The sequence below is a fragment of the Neorhizobium populisoli genome, assembly GCF_019430945.1.
GTDB classification, from domain to species: domain Bacteria; phylum Pseudomonadota; class Alphaproteobacteria; order Rhizobiales; family Rhizobiaceae; genus Neorhizobium; species Neorhizobium populisoli.
The window spans coordinates 337483-355491 of record NZ_JAHYCB010000007.1; the positions used below are offsets into that span (position 1 = coordinate 337483).

Below are 18009 nucleotides of genomic sequence, written 5' to 3' on the forward strand. Positions count from 1 at the left end.
TTCTCCCCGCTTGCGGGGAGAAGGAAGCGAGCGGCACCGTCTTCGTCAATCTCAACGTTGAGCGGGGCACGTTCCCTCTCCCCGCGTGCGGGGAGAGGGCTAGGGTGAGGGGCAAACCAATCGACCCGATCGCCGCTTACTGAGCGGCAACCACTTCCATCTTGCCCATTGCGGTACGAGCCGAGAACTGAGGACGATACATATCCTCGACCTGCGCTGCCGGATGGTCGTAGACGCCGGGCGTCACGGCGCGAACCACATAGGCCAGCGAAATCTCGCGATTGTCGCCGGCGCTGCGGTCGAAGGCGGCCACGAAACGGTCGTTGCGGAACTCCATATGCGCCGGCGTCACTTCTTCGATGAAGTCGAAGTTCGAGAGGTTGGCGCTGTTGACGATGCCCGGGTTATCGATTTCGAGACCGGCCGGCAGAAGGTCGGTAACGACGATACGCGACGGCCAGGCATTGCTCTCGGTAATGTTCAGCACCACGACATAACGCTCGTTCTGCTGCGCCTCGCTGACATTCACCTCTTCACCCTGCATGTTGTAATAGGTGCGGGTGATCTGGAAACCGTCGCCGCCGGCCGGCAACGGCTGGGCGGGGGCGGCAACCGTGGTGATCGCGGCGGACAGCGGATCGCCGCTGTCGTTGCGGATCGTCAGCGGCTTGCCGATCAGCGCGTCGCCGGTCATCTGCGACATCAGCGAACCCCGATGCTGGGCACCGTTGACGGTGAGCCGCAGATTGTCGTCGCCGTTCTGCAGGGCGCGGGCGGCAAGCAGCATCCAGGTCTGTTCCTGTGTGCTGGTATATTTCTTGGCGCCCCATTCCTTGGCAACGATGGTCGCCAGCGACGGAACGATCGGCGGGACCGGCTTGCTTTCCGCGGCAAGCGCCAGCACGGCCGCGCCGTCACGCAGCGATGAACCGTAGTCGGAGCGGGCGAGGCTGACCCGGCGGACCTGAGCGTCTTCCGACATTTGCAGCGCAGCGGCGAAAATCTGCCGCGAACGCTGCGCATCGCCGTAAAGCGAAAGGGCAGCGGCGATATGCGCCTTGGCAAGCGGGGTCGGGAAGTCGTTCAACATCGTATCGGCGTAATAACGCAGATCGCTGATCGCCGCCTTGCGGTTGCGGGCCAGAACATAGAGCGCATAGGCGATCTCGTTGCCCTGGTCCTTGATGTTGGTGGTGAAGCTCAGCGAATTCTGCAGGCTTTCGAGCGCCTGCACCAGAGCCTGTTCCGGCACGTCGTAACCCTGTTCGCGGGCACGGGACAGGAAGTCCGTCACGTAGGAATCGAGCCACAGGTCGTTGCCCGCGCCTTCCGGACCCCACAGGCCGAAACTGCCGGCCGAGGACTGGAAGGAGGTGACGCGATAGATCGCATCCTGAACCCGTTTCTTGACTTCGCCGTCTTCCGCAAGCCCGTTCTGCACCGCCATTTCGCTGAGATAGAGAAGCGGCAGGGCACGGCTGGTCGTCTGTTCGGCGCAACCGTAAGGATAACGGCTGAGGCTCATCAGCAAGGCCGGAATGTCGAAAGCGTTGGAACGGCTGACATTCACGGCGATGGACGCACCCGGCAGCATGCTGTCGGCGAGCAGATTGCTGTCCACCGTCAGACTGGCGCCCGGTTTCAGGTCAACGAGACGCCGCGTGGTGATCGGCATGGCGGCCGGCCGCACCGGCAGGTCGAGCTGCTGGTAAACCGACGCACCGGAAACGCTGGAAAGTCGCACGAAAACCGAGCCATCACCCGGCTTGCGGCCGGTCAAAGACATCGTGACATTCGCCTTGCCGCCGGCGGCAAGCTTCACGACCTTCGGCGTGTTCTGGCTGACGCCGACCGCATCGTTGGTCAGGACGGACAGCTGATAGTCGCCGGCCGGCGCATCCGTATTGGCGATATCGAGACGCAGGTTGGCCTGGTCTCCTGGCGCCAGGAAGCGTGGCATGCTGGCGGTCAGCACGATCGGATCGCGGATGATCACGTCCTTGACGCCGTGGCCGACACCGGTCTTCGACCAGGCGACCGCCATGACGCGCGCCGTGCCGTTGAACTGCGGAATGTCGAAGGAGACATTCGCCTTGCCGGCGCTGTCGAGCTTCACGACGCCGGAGAAGAAGGCGACGAGCTTTTCCTTCGGCGGGCTGGTCTGCAGCGCGATGCTGCCGCCGTCACCACCTGTGCGCAGCTTGCCGGTCGCGCCGAGCGAACCGTCGATCAGACGACCGTAGATATCGCGGATTTCGAGGCCGAGGCGGCGCTGGCCGAAATACCAGTCGTCCGGAGCCGGCGGCTGATAGCGGGTCAGATTGAGGATGCCGACATCCACCGCAGCGACGGTGACATAGGCGTTTTCATTGGCGCCGGCACCCGCCACCTGCAACGAGATGTTCAGCGGCTGGCGCGGCAAAGTCTTTTCAGGCGCGGTGATCGACACGGAGAGATCGCGCGCTTCCGGATCGACCTTCAGCCAGCTCACGCCGATCGCCCGCATCGGCATGCGACTTTCCTGCGCTTCGCCCGGACGATAGAGCGTTGCGGTGACATAAGCACCGGCGCCCCATGCGGCGGTGACGGGAATGCTCACTTCGCCGCCGCTGGCGCCGAGGCTCTGCGTCTGTATTGCGATCAGGGTTTCCGAACCGGCGGTGATCATCAGCTCGCCGGCATAACGCGAGGAGATCTTGAGCTTGGCCGTGTCGCCGACCTTGTAGCTCGCCTTGTCGAGCGCGATTTCCAGCGCATCCGGCGTTTCCGTCGAGGTCGCGGCCACGAACCAGCCGGCATCGAACTCGACGCTGGAGGCCGGGCCGCCGATATCGGCGGTTTCCACTTCGAGCCGGTAACGACCCCAGGTGACCGGCACGGTGATCTTGCCGCCATCGGCAGAGGTCACGTTGACGGCACCGCTTGCCGCCTGGCTGGTGCGGGTGACCGGCTCGTACCGCCAGGAAGAACCCTCGCGATACCACTGGTAATCGCGGTCGATCTTGATCAGCTTCCAGGGCAGGCCGCGCAGGTCCTGCTTCTTGCCGTCGGAGCCGACGACGATGACGGTGAAATTGCCAGCTGCATTTTCGGCCAGATCGCCGGTGAATTCCGGCTTGATGCCGATGCGCGGGCCGTCAGACTTGACCGGCAGCGTCAGCGTCCGTTCGATCGCCCGGCCACCGGCTTCCTGCATGCGCACCACGATATCGGCATTGATGAGCTGCGTCGTGGACGGCACTTCGTCGATCAGTGCATCGAAGGTCGCCTTGCCGTCGTCATCCGTCGGCTCGAGTTCGTCGAGCGTGATCCGGGTGGCTTCGGCCTCTTCTTCATCGGCAAGGCCGAACTGGTAACCCGGGAAAGCCTCGTTCTGGCGGGTCGGCTTCAGCGCGATTTCGCCTTCGAGACCAAGGCCGGCGCCCGGCGCGCCATACAGGAAGCGGCCATCGATATTGATCGGAGCCGCGTCACCGACGGTGAGCTGCTTGGCATCGCTCGTCATGTCGAACTCGATGCGATCCGGCACGAAATCGTCGACCAGGAAGGTTTTTTCGCCGATCGACGACCCCTTCGGGTCCGTGAAGATCTGCATCGTCCAGGTGCCGCGCATCGCGGTCTGCTGCAATGGCAGATCCAGCGCATAACCGCCGAGCGAGCCGTTATTGACCACGCGACGATCCACGACGCCATCCGGGCGCATGAAGACGAAGGTCAGCGGCAGGTTTTCGATCGCGGTCGCATCGACATTGCGGGCGAGCGCCGAGGCATGCACCGTTTCGCCGGGGCGATAGATGCCGCGTTCGGTCCAGGACAGGATGTCGATTGCGCCCGGCGCCGGACGGCCGGTGACGCCGCGGTCGGAAAGGTCGAAACCGGCGCGGCTCATGTCGAGGAAGACATAATCCTGACCGTTGTTCTGCGCCGTCAGTACTGCCGGAACCATGCCGGCCGTGCCGCGCATCAGGCCGGCGGTGAACACGGCGCGGCCGTCCTTGTCGGTCTTGGCGGTGCCGAGGATTTCGTTGTTCTTGGCCAGGAGCTGCAGGTCGACGCCGGCCATCGGCTTGGCATTGCCGAGCCCGCGGGCAAAAACGTTCAGGCCGTCGGTACCGGCATAGGTGGAAAGGCCGATATCGGACACCACGAACCACTGAGTGGCCTTCGTGTCGTATTCCTGGTTGGTGCCGTTCGAGGCGGCAGCCGTCAGCACGTAGACGCCCGGCTTACGGGTCGGCAGCGCTTCGTCGACCGGGAAACTCGTCACCACATCCTTATTGATATCGCGGGCAATATCGATCGTGCCCTGCCAGACCAGTTCGCCGCTCGTTTCCTGAATCTGGTCGGCGGTATAGCCATCCATCTGCGTGAGGAACTGCGAATTGGCGAGCAGGCCGGCAATGTTGCGATCACCGACGCGGTAAAGCTTCAGATTGGCCTTTTCGGTATTGACCGAAACGATCGGAATGCCGCGGCGGGCGGTGGACGGCAGGACGAAACTGTCGCCGGTGAAACGAACGGTCGCCGATCGGTCCTTGACGTAGATGTCGATATCCACCTGGGCAACCAGCGGCTCGTCGACCGAAGACGGCAGGCCGCGACGCAGCGATAGCTTGTAGCGCTGCCCATGTGTCAGGCCTTCGACGCAGACCTGATTGTCCTTGGCTTCCATGGCCTTCGGCGCCTTGCCGTCCAGCACGACGAAAGGTGCGTAATCGACGCCGGCCTTCACCAGCGGCTCGGAAAACTGCACGCAGGCGCGCGGATTGGCGCTGTCGTTGTCGACCGTGTTGCCGGTCACGCGGAAACCCTGGCGGTCGCGAAGGTCGTTATAGGCGGCCTGAACGGTGCGGGCGCTTACCAGCGCAAGGCTTGCCTTGTAGGAATTCAGCGCCTGACGATAATTCTGCTGCTTGGCAAGGGCTGCACCGAGAACCGCCAGCGCCTCGGCGCGACGCTGCGTCGAACGCGAAAGTTGGTAACCGTTGATCGCGGCCAGCGTGCCGTCGCCATCGGCGGAACTGTTGTTCTTGGCGGTGCTTGCCGCACGCGCCGTCTCGATCCACAAAGCGCTGTCTTCAGGCGTCAGCGAAAGCGCGCCTTTGAAATTGTAGAGCGCCGTGTCGACATTACCCTTAAGAAGCTCGCCCTGGGCGATCGCCTTCAGGTTCTCGACACCATAACCCTTCTGGTTATCGGCAAGCGTCAGGCCGTCCCTCTGTTCGCGGGCCTGCTGGATCAGTTCGTCGGAGAGGAAGGAGAGCTTTGGCGCAGCACCGATATCCGGCTCGACCGCCACTTCCACGACCTTGCCGGCGACCGCGCCGACAAACGTGTTGAGCGGGCCGTAATCCGACTTCAGGAAGCACCACTTCGCCTTGACGTTATAGGTGAAGGCCTTGCAGCTATTGTCGCCGACGCAGGCGGCTTCGCATTGCGGCTGACTGACATTCTTAACGGTTCTGAGATCGAAACCGGCATAATCGCCATCCACCGTCGTCTCGATGCGCCGATCGGCTGCGCTCAGTGGCGCAGCAGCGACGAATGCGGACAAAATGAGCGCGGAAAGGCCGAGAAACGTGCGCCCAGACAGGTTGAGCCAAGCCATGGAAAGTCCCCTCCCTGCAGCGCGGCGCATCATATATGAGGCGCATCGGTCGCTGCGAAACTTCTGATCTGCCGGAGCACGAAACGTGCGCCCGCGGGCTGCCGTCGGAAAATCGAGTTTTCCAATGTGCGCAGGAACTTGTCAACGAATCTCGGCAGGTGGCCCCACCGATTCCGATGAAGATGTTGTCACAAAGAGACGCCTCTGAAAAAGCCTGTGCCGGATCGGATCACGCCATCAGGCCCGCGGCCGTGAAACCGCCGTCGACCGCCAGAATCTGGCCGGTCACGTAGGACGATTGCCGGCCATCGACGAGGAAGGCGATCGCCGAGGCGATTTCCTCCGGCTGGCCGTAACGACGCATCGGCACGGTGCGGTGCCATTCCTCGCGGGTGACGGCCGTGTGGTTTTCCTTGACCATTGGCGTTTCGATCGGGCCGGGCGCAATCGCGTTGACGCGGATCAGATCATCGGCCAGCTCGACCGCCATGATCTTGGTCAGGGTGATCAGCGCGCCCTTGGAAGCACCGTAGGCGGAGCGGCCGAGATTGCCGGTAATGCCGGAAACCGAAGCGATATGGACGATCGAGCCGCCGCCATTTTCCCGCAGGATCGGGGCGAGCGCCTGCGACAGGGCAAAGGCACCGACCACGTTGATATCGTAGATGCGGCGGAACTGGTCGGCCGTCGTATCGGCAAACCTTACGTTCGAGCCGATGCCGGCGCTGTTGACGAGGGCTTCGAGCGGTGCTGACAGATTGCGGCACTTCTCGGCAAGATCGGCGATCGCCTTCTCATCGGTGATGTGGAGCGCGACCGTCGTCAGGGATGTCTCCTGATTGCCGTGCCGCTCCTGAAGCCGCTCCAGCGCAGCGCTATCCCGGTCGGCGGCGATTACATGCCAGCCGGCGTCGATCAGCAGCTCCGTCGTCGAAAGGCCGATACCCGATCCCGCACCCGTGACGACGACGCTTCGCATGAACAGCTCTCCTATTGCCGGATTTATTGACCCACGATGACCAGTTCGAATGTGACGCCGACCGGGTTGTCGCCCCGGACAAGCCTGCCGTGATAGATCGCGCCGTCCGTATCGACAACCGCCGCATCCAGCGTGGCACGCAGACCGTCGGCAGTCTTTTCGACGACGCCGTTTTCAATGACGATCTCGGTAGCGAGGCAGACGACGCGTCGGCCATCTTCGAAAACCGGCTCGTTGATACTGCCGATGCCGAAGATGCGGGCGTGTTGGATCCCGAGATCGCCGCAGACGGCTTCGATCACCGCCGCGACATCCTCGTTCGGCCTGATCCGCAACAGGATGCCGTTGCCCGGCTCGCTTTCGCCCTTGGCAGAAAACAGCGTGAAATTGGTTTCCGGATCCGGGATCGAATCAAAGGTTGCCGTCTTGCTACCGTAACCGCTGACGCGGATCGGCTCGCTGACGATGCTGTCGAATGGCAGGACATGGCCCATGCGCAAGGCACCTTCACCGGTATCCCAGATGCCGTGGCAATGCAGGAAAGGCGCGCCGTCACGCTCGCCAAAGATCGCGGTGGCGGCCTGGAATCGCCCGCCAGCATCAGGCGCAAAGGTCGCGCTGTACCAGGCTGCATGGTCGTTATCCGGCGAGAAGGCCGGCAACACGTAGCGAAACGGATCGCAGGCGCCACCCTCGATATTGACGAAACCGCCCCTACAGCCGGCTTCGGCAAATACCCGCGCCATGCCAGCAAGGAAGACTTCGCCTTTCTGCAGAACACCATCGACCGGTTTCAGCTCGGTGCGGACCGCTTCGTGGCGCACAGGCACGATCGCCCCCGGATGCACGAGCTGCCGCATCGCCGGTTTTTGATGAGCCGGCTTCTGATCCAGCTCGCCGCGTGCCTGCAGCTCTTCGCGGATCATCTTCTTGGTGATCTTGCCATAGGCGGATTTCGGCAACGCATCCCAAAAGATGAAGCGTTTTGGCATCTTATAGCGAGACATCTTGCCATCGATGAAAGCGAACATCTCCTGCTCGGAGACCGCAACACCCGGCTTGGCGACGCACACCGCATACCCCACCTCGCCCCAGAGCGGATCGGGCACGCCGAGCACCGCCACTTCGCTGATGGCCGGATGCGTCAGCAGCTTTTCCTCGATCTCGCGCGGATAGACGTTCGAGCCGCCGGAAATATACATGTCTGAGGCGCGGCCGGTAATATAGAGAAAACCCTCATTGTCCATATGACCGAGATCGCCGGTGCGGAACCAGCCCTTGCGGAACGACTTTTCGTTGGCCTCCGGATTGTCGTAATAACCGGCAAACACCGCCGGGCCGATGCAGCAGATCTCGCCCGTTTCGAACGGACCGACCTCCTCGCCCTGATCGTTCTGGATCGACACCTGCATGCCGGTGCGTTCCATGCCGCAGGTTCCGATCCGCGCCGCCTCGCCATCTTCAATAGAATGCAGAGCCGGCGGCAGGACCGTGATCGCGCCGGTCACCTCACCGAGCCCGAAATACTGGACGATCACCGCACCAAGCGATTTCAGCGCCCGCTTCTGGTCCTCGCGATACATCGGCGCGCCGGCATAGATGACGTAGCGCAGCGAGGAATGGTCGTATTTCTCGGCGGCCGGATGCTCGATCAGAAGTTTGAGGATGGTCGGCACGGTGAACATGGTCGAAACGCGCCACGTCTCGATCAGCGCCCAGGCCGCGTCGATATCGAATTTTTCGGTCGGCAGCAGGATGGTTTTCACCCCATGCGCGACCTGCGTCAGCTGGTGCACGCCCGCGCCATGCGACAGCGGCGCGACGACCAGCGCTGCGTCTGCTGAAGTGACGCCCGGCATCAGATCGCAGAGATGGTTGTTGATCACGAAGGCCATCTGGCCATGGGTCAACACCGCCGCCTTCGGCCGGCCGGTCGTGCCGGACGTAAAGAAGAACCAGCAGGGATCGTCACGCTCTACCTGTGCTTCGACCGGCTTCTTGCCGGAAAATTCATCGACGATCGCATCGTAAGACTGACCGAACTCCGCCTCGCCGATGACGATCGTAAAACCGATCGCGGCATTCGTCTCACGCGCCACACGGGCGTGATCCGGAAACGACACATTGCAGATCATTCCCGTCGCGCCGCTCGCCTTGGCGAGATAGGCTACCTCTTCCGGCGTCTGACGAAAATTGGTCGGCACCCAGACGGCACCGATCCGGAAACAGGCGAACATGCTCTCGAACATCTGGTTGCAGTTCTGCGACTGGACGAGGATGCGGTCACCCTTCGTCACCCCGAACCGCTGCTGCAGCGCCGTCGCCATCGCGTCGATGCGCGTCTCCAACTCTTCCCAGGTCCAAGTCCGGTCCGCCCAGACGAGCGCCACGCCCTGCGGCTCGCGACGCGTCGCCTGCGTCACGAAACGGGCGAGGTTCATCACCCGTGTCGAGCGGGGCGCGAGCCCGCCCTTCGGGCCGGCCTGATCACCGACCGCAACAGAGGTGATCGCGTTCATTTCGCCCGCTCCAGAATGGAGACGTAATTGGCAACGGCCGCGCCGCCCATGTTGAAGACGCCGGCCATCGTCGCGTTCGGAAGCTGCATCTCGCCCGCCTCCCCGCAGAGCTGCATCGCCGCCATGACATGCATGGAAACGCCGGTCGCACCGATCGGATGGCCCTTGGATTTCAACCCGCCGGACGGATTGACCGGCAGGCGGCCATCCTTGCGGGTGATGCCTTCGCGGATGACACGATAACCTTTGCCCGGCTCCGCCAACCCCATCGCCTCGTATTCGATGAGTTCGGCGATGGTGAAGCAGTCATGCGTCTCGACGAAGTTAAGGTCGTCCAGCGAAACGCCTGCCTCAGCCAGCGACTTCTGCCAGGCCATACGCGCGCCATCGAAAGCAATTGGATCCCGCCGAGACATCGCGAGGATATCGTTGACATGGTTGCGCGCCTTGAACGCGACGGCCCGCTTCAAGCCGGCCGCAACATCCGGTGCAGCGATGACGAGCGCTGCCGCGCCATCCGAAACCAGCGAGCAATCCGTCCGCCGCAGAGGCGCCGCCACGTAAGGGTTCTTGTCGGAAACAGTATTGCAGAAATCGAAGCCGAAATCCTTCTGCATATGTGCATACGGGTTCTTCATGCCGTTGGCATGATTCTTGGCGGCGATCATCGCCAGTTCTTCGGAACGGTCGCCGTAACGCTGGAAATAATGGCTGGCGATGCGGCCGAAGAGGCCGGCGAAACCGCCTTCCACATCCGCCTCTTCCTCGCGATAGGAGGCGGACAGCAGGATATCGCCCGTCTCCTTGGTCGGCAGCGCCGTCATCTTTTCGGCACCGACGACCAGCGCGATCTTGCCGCGACCGGCCGCAATGAAATCCAGCGCCTGGTAAAGCGCCGCCGAGCCCGTCGCACAAGCGTTTTCCATCCGCACCGCCGGCGTATGGTCGAAACCGTCGGCGGCCATCGCCACCAGGGCGCCCTGGAAATCCTGTTTCGAGAAGCCGTTGTTGAATACGCCGACGAAAATGCCGTCGACATCCTTGGCGGTGACGCCGGCATGCTCGAGTGCCGGATTGACCACTTCGGCCATCAGCTCCCGGGTCGAGCCCGCTTCGGACTTGCCGAATTTCGAGTGTGCCCACCCGACGATATGTGCCGTCGTCATGACCTTCTCCCTGTTCTCCGCCATTCCCGGCGTTTCAAACTGTTTCCGGCGTGCGTGACCGCGCGACCTGCGAACTTCTTTTCAAGACCGGCCGGTCGACACTGAAGAGCGTCTTCAGCTTGCCCTGCACCCGGTCGACCTCCTGCCGCATCAGCCCGACAAGCTCGGCACGGCGGGTTTCGCCCATGCGGCTGTCGATCGCCGCGATGGAAAGCGCCCCGGCAAGCCGCCCGTCCGGCAACAGGATCGCCATGCCGATGCCCCAGGAATTGGCGATCACTCGCCCCGGATTGAGTGCATAACCAAGCTCCCGGCTGCGTATTACGTCCTCCCGGATGATCTCTGCCGAATATCCCGGATATTGAGCGCCGATCACGCCATCAATACGGCCGAGAATCGCCTCGACATCCACGTCCGGCAGCGCCGCCAGCATGGCGAGCGACCCGGCACCAACGCCGAGCGGATTCTGGTCGCCGGTCAACAGTGCATGGGTGCGCACCGGATGCGTGCCCTCTTCGCGATGCAGACAGACGGCATAATCGTCACGCCGCATCGACACGAAACTCGTGTCGGCAGAGGCCGCCGAAAGCCGTTTCAGGCTCTCGGCGGCCATTTCAAGCAGGCCATGCCGGCGCGAGGCCAGCATGCCGAGCACGTAAAGTTCGCCGCCGAGGAAATATCGGCGGGTCAGCTCGTCCTGTTCGACGAGCCGCGAGCGCATCAGCGCCATCAGAAGACGGCGTGCGGTCGGCTTGTTGAGGCCGCTCTCGGTCACCACGTCACCGAGAGCCACCCCTTTTTCCGCTGCGCGGCCAACGATGGAGAGAAGCTGCAAGGCTCGCTCCACCGCCTGGGCACCGGACACGGATGCAGGTGCTTCACGAATATCAGAAAGATTTTCGATCACCTGTTCCATGACCTGCTTTCCATATGCTTGGCCGATCAGCCGAGCTTCTTGCCGACTGCTTTTTCGAGGATCGCCCAAGCCTCATCGCCATACTTGGCCTTCCAGTCCCTGTAGAAGTTCGCGGTCTTCAGCTTTTCCTGGAAGAGCGCACCATCCGGCTTGTTGAACTTCATGCCCTTGCCTTCAAGCTCGGCCTGGACCGTGTCGTTCAGCGCCATGACGTCCTTGCGCTCCAGATCGGCGGCGGCATTGAAATGCTTGGCGACAAGCTGCTGCATATCTTCCGGCAGCGCCTGCCAGGAGCGACGGTTGAGCAGAATCCAGAAACCGTCCCACATATGGTTGGTCATCGAGACGAATTTCTGCACCTCGAAAAGCTTTGCCGTGGTCAGGATGGCGAGCGGGTTTTCCTGACCGTCGACGATGCCGGTCTGCAGCGCGGTATAGGTCTCGGCGAAGTTGATCGAGGCCGGCGCCGAACCGAAGGCGGTGAACATCGAGGTCCAGAGCGGGCTCACCGGCACGCGGATTTTGAAACCTTCAAGGTCCTTCGGCGTATTGATCGGCCCCTTGGAGGAGGTGATCTGGCGGAAACCGTTGTCCCAGATTTTGTCGAGCGTCAGAAGGCCTTTTTTCTCGATTTCGCCACGCACATATTTGCCAAGCTCGCCATCCATGGCCGGCCAGACCTGGTCATAGCTCGGGAAGGCGAAACCGACGCCGTTCAGCGAGGCGTTCGGCACCAGAGTCGACAGGATGATCGGCGAAAGGCTGAACATTTCGACGCCGCCGGAACGCACCTGATTCAGCATGTCGGTATCGGCGCCGAGCTGGCTCGACGGGAAGATGTTGATCGCCATGCGACCACCGCTCTCTTCCTGAATCTTTGCGACCGCCTCCTTGGCCCGCACGTTCATCGGGTGCGTCAGGGCCTGGTTGTTGGCGAACTTGTAGGTGAACTCGGCGGCATTGGCCGGCCGCGTGCGGATCGAAAAGGTCGTGGCGATGCCGGTCGTGGCCGCGCCCAAGAGCAGCGTTCTGCGATTGACGTTCATGAAATCCTCCTCCGATTTCTGTTCCCGGTTTTTATTGTTTCAACGGCCTTCAGAGGAAAACCGTCGAGAAATACGGCACGGCTGCGATCACCAGAAGGCCGATCATCAGGGCGCCGATATAGGGCCAGATCGCCTTCATGGCCGCGTCTGGCGAAACATTGCCGATCTTGCAGGCGATATAGAAACCGATGCCGATCGGCGGGGTCATCAGGCCGATATTCATCGCCGTGACGACCACCATGGAATAGTGGATGTCGTTGATGCCGAGCGAGCGGGCGACGGGGAACATGATCGGCGCCATGAGCACGATCGCCGGCAGGCCTTCCAGCACGCAACCGAGCACCATGAAGATGATGATGGTAACGCCCATGAAGGTCATCCAGCCACCCGGCAGTTCCTGCACGGAAGCCACGAGCTGCGCCGCAAAACCGGTCTGGGTCAGCGCCCAGGCCATGGCGGAGGCAGCGCCCAGGATCATCAGGATCGCGCCGGAAAGCGCCGCCGTCTCGACCAGCATGGAATAGAGCTTGCTGAGCTTGATGCCGCCGTAAAGTGTGGCGCCGATGATCATCGCATAGAGGACGGCGATGGTCGAAACCTCTGTCGCCGTCGCAATGCCTTCGCCGACAGCGGTGCGGATGATGAAGGGCAGGACAAGCGCCGGCGCCGCGACGAGGAACGCCTTCTTGATCATCGGAAGCGAAGCCCGCTTCACGCCTGCCATCGATTCATGCCGCGATTTCCAGCGCGCCAGAATGGCGAGGATCAGCAGCAGGACCATCGCGATGGCGAAGCCGGAGGTGAACAGGCCAGCAATAGACACGCCCGCCGCCGAGCCGAGCACGATCAGCACGATCGAGGGCGGCACGGTTTCCGCCATCGCGGCACCGGTGGCGAGCAGCGCGATCATTTCCGGCGGCTTGTGGCCGCGTCGTTTCATTTCCGGAAACAGCGCCGGCGCCACGGTTGCCATGTCGGAAACCTTCGAACCCGAAATACCCGAGACGAGGAACATCGAACCGAGCAGGACATAGGACATGCCGGCCCGCACGTGCCCGAGCAGCGAAGCCAGAACCTCGACGATCGCCTTGCCCATGCCTGTTGCATCCAACACGCAGCCGAGCAGGACGAAGATCGGCACCGAAAGCAGGATGATGCTCGACATGCCCTCGTCCATGCGGCCGATCATCACGAAGACCGGCACCGATGTCGTAAACGACAGGAAGGCGAGCGTCGAAAGGCCGAAACAGAAGGCGATCGGCACGCCGAGCACGAGGAACAGCGCCACGAAGCCGACGAGAAAGATCGGGATATTCCAGTTACCGAGCTGCTTGAGGCTTGGCCCGATCAGCCAGAGAAGACCGGTGACGGCCGCGATCACCACGACCGAAACGACGATCCGCTTCAGGGTCGATCCCCGCAAGGCGTTGGCCAACGCCATGACAAGCATCAGCCCGACGCCGACCGGAAGTGCTGCCGCGCGAAAACTCATCGGAATGTTGAGAGCCGCCGAGGTGATGTAGGATTCCTCGATCGCATATTCATAAGCCGGCCGCAGCATGACGCCGAGGAAAAGCGCCACGAGCAGCATCGCCGCGGTATTGCAAAAAGCCTGCACCCTTTCCGGCAGCATGCCGACGAACAGGGTCAGCCGCAGGTGCTCGCCACGATCGACCGCCATCGCCGCACCGAGCATGGCGAGCCAGAGGAAGGAGATCGAGGCAACCTCATCGATCCAGACGATTGGCAGCGAGAAGACATAACGCGAAATGACGCCGGCGAGCAGCAGGCCGATGATCGCCGTCAGCAGCGCCGCCGCGATCGCCTCCACCGGCCGCATCCAGACCGAACCGGATTGCGGCTGTTGCGAGACCCCTTCGAGACCCGCCAACAACGAGGCCTCATCCATCTGTTCGATCGTATTATTGGCTGCCGTCACGCGCTGTCCTCCTCCGCACGGCGCAAGAAGCGCCGTTCACCAGAGTTATCCTGCGCCAGGAAGTTCGCGAAAATCCGCGATCGGATGAAACGGTCCTCAACGTTTCATCCCTTCCAGAGAGCAGGTTCCTCCAGCCATCCCCAGTAGTCCATGATATGGATCTTATTCTTCTTCGAGTTGCCGGAGTTTGCTTGAGCTTGTTCTGTTAGGCAAGCCTAAAATCACCAGCTCAAGCAAAAAATGCAATTATCGATCCATATAATGGAACTCGTATTTTGGCAAAAAAATGCGAGTTATTGCAGGCTGCCGGATACGGTCACGTGTAACCCGCCATCCACCGGAAGCTCGATACCGGTAATGTATTTCGCTTCATCGGAAGCAAGGAAAACCGAGGCCCAGGCGATGTCCCAGCCGTCTCCCTGCCGTTTCATCGGCGAAAGCGCGTCACGCTTGGCCTTCATCTCATCGGCAGAACCGTAGTAGCCGCTGATCTGCTTCTGGATATGTGGCGTGTCCATCACCCCCGGCAGGACGGCATTGGCGCGAATACCCTTGGCGGCATATTCGATGGCGATTGCCCGTGTGAAGTGGTTGAGCGCCGCTTTCGATGCATAATATGAAACGTAGGGATAACCGGTCCACCTGATGGATGCGAGCGACGAGATATTGACGATCGCGCCGCCTCCCTGACGTTCCATGATCGGCAGAACCGCCTTGCAGGTGAGGAAAGCGCTGGTCAGGTTGACGTCCATCACCTTCCGCCAGCTCTCTTCGGTCGCCTCGGCGGCGCCGCCCGGCAGATTGATCCCGACATTGTTGTGTAGCACGTCGATCCTGCCGAAACGCTCCATCGCGCGCTCGACGACCACGGCGATATCGGCGGATTTGGTGACGTCGGCGACCAGCGCCAGACCGGTGCCGCCCTCGGATTCAATCACATCGAGGGTATTTTGCGCTGCATCGAGATTGACGTCGACGCAGACGACGCTGCCGCCCTCACGCGCATAGGCGACGGCGGCCGCCTTGCCGTTCCCGAAACCCGGCCCGACCGAACCGGCGCCGAACACGAGAACGACCTTGTTTTTCATGCGATCCATAAAATGCTCCTCCAGCCCGCCCTCCCGGCGGACTGGAGCAACTTAGGGTGCAGATTTCGTTCGGTCCACGTTCAAGATCGAACAGAACATGTTCATAAACGTGTATAAGTGGCCAAGAATAGATCAGGCGGCAACGGCCGCGGGCAGTTTCAGGCCTAGAATGCGCACGGCGTTGTCGTGAAAAATCTTCTGCTTCACGGCCGGCGACATTTCGATCTCGCCGAGCAGTTTCAGGCAGACTTCCGGATCCCAGCAGGGGTAGTCCGTGCCATACATGACGTTCTCGACGCCGAAATAATCGATCGCGAACTTCTGGCCGGCCGAATGAGGCGAGACCGTATCGGTGAACATTCGGTGCAGGTAGTGGCTGACCGGCTTCGTGAGACCTGCCGTCTTGGAATTCTTGTCCATGCGGCCGGACTGATAAGGCAGCGCACCGCCAGTATGCGACATGACGACCTTGAGGCCCGGATGCCGCTCCATCATGCCGGAGAGGATGAGGCGGGAAGCCGCCGCACTCACTTCGACCACGCGGCCGAGGCTCAGGTGCAGCGCGTCGTTATAGCCCTGCATCACATCCGCGAAGACCGCATCAGTCGGGTGCAGGAACATCGGCAAACCAAGCTCGGAGACCCGCGCATAAAACGGCTCCAGCCTGACATCGTCGATCATACCGTCCTTGCCGACGCTGCCCGGCAGGTTGACGCCCATCAGACCGAGCCTGCCGACGGCATCCTCCAACACATCCATGGCGATCTTCGTATCGACCAGCGGGATGGCGGCGGACGCCCAGACGCGGCCCGGATAACGTCGCTGCGCCCAGGCCATTTCCTCGTTCCAGGCGATCGCCGCATCGCGGCCTTCTTTGGCCGGCAGTTCGGAGAAATAGATCGACAGCGGGCCGATCGAGCACACCACGGAAATGTCGTGGCCGAGCGTATCCATATAGGCGAGCTGTTCGTCGAGATCGAACCATTCCTTCCAGCTCGCCACCGTGCCGCGTCGATTGTCCGCGCCGTGATAGGTATAGCCGCCGCGCGCATTCACCACCGCCTTCGGGAAGCCTTCGCGCTTCAGAAGCGGCTCGAAAATCGACCGCGGCCACCAGTGAAAATGAGAATCGATGATCTTCATGACACTAACCTTTGAAAATTCAGCGGCCGCTATCGACGCGCCAGGAGTCGGTCTTGGATTCGAGGAATGAAAGGATCTGGGTGAGGATGACGCCAAGCAGGATGACGATGACGATCGACACCATCATCTTGGTCGTCTGCATCAGCTGGCCGTAATAGGTGATCGCATAACCGAGCCCGGCATTGGCACCGAACAATTCGGCCACCACGACACCCGTCAGCGCGCGGCCGACACCGAGGCGAAGGCCGGCCATCATGACGGGTACGGAGCCCGGCAGCGCTACCTGCAGGAAGATATCGAGCGGCTTTGCGCCGAAGGATCTTGCGGCCTTGGCGAGATCGCGGTCGATATTCTTGATGCCCGAAAGCGTGTTGGCATAGATCGGCGTCAGCGCGAAGAGGAAGGCGATGGCAATGATCGTCGGCGTGCCGTACCCCAGCCAGGCGATGAACAGCGGATAGAAGGCCACCGTCGGCGCCGAATATTTGAACCAGATGAACGGTTCGAGTGCGGATTCGACATCCCGGAACCAGCCGGCCAGCATGCCGAGCACGATGCCGACGACGGTAGCCAATCCCATCGACCAGACGAAGCAATAGAGCGTCGCGCCGACATTGGCGGCCACCTGCCCGTCTTCGAACTGGACGAGGAACTCGGTCCAGACCTGGCTCGGCGTCGAGATGAAGAACGGATTGATCAGCCCGGCATCGACGGCGATCTGCCAGAAGACCAGCAGACCGATCATCGACAGCGTGCCTAATATCAGCGCCTGCCGGCGATAGAAGAGTTCGACGATCATTTCGACCTCCAGTCGCGGATCCTGTTTTCGACCGAACGGACGAGGATGGTGAGCGTGTAGCCAAAGGCACTGACGATCAACACATAGACAAGCAGGCGATCGATCCGCATCGCCGAACCATAGAGATTAATCTGGTAGCCGATGCCGGCCTGCGACACGAAAAGCTCACCGACGATCACGCCGAGCACCGCGCGACCGACCGCCAGCCGGATGCCGGTCAACAGCGCCGGCAGGGAACCGGGCACCAGAACGCGCATGAAGATATCGAGCTTGGTCGCACCGAAGGAACGCGCCATGCGCAGGAACCGCGGATCGGCCTCGCTCATGCCGGCCATGGTGTTGAGCACGATCGGGAAGACGGCACCCAGGAAGACGACCGCAATTTTTGGCGCCATGTCGATGCCGAGCCAGATCACCATGATCGGCAGAAGTACCAGCGTCGGCGCGATATAAAGCGCCATCAGCGGCGGATCGATCAGGTAACGGGCGATCTTCGACGTGCCGAGCAGCACGCCTAATGGAATGGACACGATGATCGCAAGCGCGAAACCCGCGACGAATTCCGTCAGGCTGATCCGCGCATGAAACAGGAAATCGTCCTTCCGGAAGACGTCGATCGCCGCGAAGAACACTTCCGTCGGCCGGCTGGTGAAGCGGCCATTCACCCAGCCCATCGACGGCGCGATCTGCCAGAGGACGAGAAAGGCGAGCACCGCCAGTGTCCCGACCACCGCCTCCCGCGACGGACGCAGGGCGGAAAACGAGACCTGCCGTGTCGCTGTCGTTTCAGCGGTCATGTCGGCCAT

11 protein-coding genes and 1 pseudogene are annotated in these 18009 nt (G+C 61.8%); all 12 read right to left on the reverse strand.

The annotated features are described in order from the left end of the window. Positions 1-136: 136 nt before the first annotated feature. The 12 genes and pseudogenes from KX729_RS21665 to KX729_RS21715 all read right to left on the reverse strand — a co-directional run bounded on the left by KX729_RS21665 (position 137) and on the right by KX729_RS21715 (position 18009). Entirely contained in the window at positions 137-5593 is a 5457-nt protein-coding gene (locus tag KX729_RS21665) for an alpha-2-macroglobulin family protein (RefSeq protein ID WP_446692523.1), read from the reverse strand. A gap of 244 nt (positions 5594-5837) precedes the next feature. Further along, positions 5838-6587: an SDR family NAD(P)-dependent oxidoreductase gene (locus KX729_RS21670; RefSeq protein ID WP_219744567.1), complete on the reverse strand. Its 750-nt coding sequence runs from the start codon at positions 6585-6587 to the stop codon at positions 5838-5840. A 23-nt stretch (positions 6588-6610) separates the two neighbouring features. After that, a complete protein-coding gene (locus KX729_RS34560) occupies positions 6611-7447 on the reverse strand; it encodes a PCC domain-containing protein (protein ID WP_376776036.1) in 837 nt (278 codons plus the stop codon). Between the two features lie 27 nt (positions 7448-7474). Then, positions 7475-9106, reverse strand: a pseudogene (locus KX729_RS21675) (acyl-CoA synthetase); the annotation flags it as partial. After that, entirely contained in the window at positions 9103-10272 is a 1170-nt protein-coding gene (locus KX729_RS21680; protein ID WP_219744569.1) for an acetyl-CoA acetyltransferase, read from the reverse strand. The gene KX729_RS21680 and the pseudogene KX729_RS21675, both read right to left, overlap by 4 nt. Before the next feature lie 34 nt (positions 10273-10306). After that, positions 10307-11188 (reverse strand): IclR family transcriptional regulator, encoded by an 882-nt coding sequence (locus KX729_RS21685; protein ID WP_219744570.1) that lies wholly within the window; start codon positions 11186-11188, stop codon positions 10307-10309. Between the two features lie 26 nt (positions 11189-11214). Next, positions 11215-12234 carry a TRAP transporter substrate-binding protein gene (locus tag KX729_RS21690; RefSeq protein ID WP_219744571.1) on the reverse strand — a complete coding sequence of 340 codons (1020 nt, stop codon included), beginning with the start codon at positions 12232-12234 and terminating at the stop codon, positions 11215-11217. 49 nt (positions 12235-12283) lie between these two features. Then, positions 12284-14143 (reverse strand): TRAP transporter large permease, encoded by a 1860-nt coding sequence (locus KX729_RS21695; protein ID WP_219744679.1) that lies wholly within the window; start codon positions 14141-14143, stop codon positions 12284-12286. 323 nt (positions 14144-14466) lie between these two features. Then, a complete protein-coding gene (locus KX729_RS21700; RefSeq protein ID WP_219744572.1) occupies positions 14467-15270 on the reverse strand; it encodes an SDR family NAD(P)-dependent oxidoreductase in 804 nt (267 codons plus the stop codon). Positions 15271-15393: 123 nt separating this feature from the next. Beyond that, complete coding sequence (locus KX729_RS21705; RefSeq protein ID WP_219744573.1) at positions 15394-16404, reverse strand: amidohydrolase family protein; 1011 nt, start codon at positions 16402-16404, stop codon at positions 15394-15396. Positions 16405-16423: 19 nt separating this feature from the next. Then, entirely contained in the window at positions 16424-17203 is a 780-nt protein-coding gene (locus KX729_RS21710) for an ABC transporter permease (RefSeq protein WP_219744574.1), read from the reverse strand. After that, positions 17200-18009, reverse strand: a complete 810-nt coding sequence (locus tag KX729_RS21715; protein WP_219744575.1) for an ABC transporter permease — start codon at positions 18007-18009, stop codon at positions 17200-17202. The genes KX729_RS21710 and KX729_RS21715 overlap by 4 nt, the downstream gene beginning before the upstream one ends.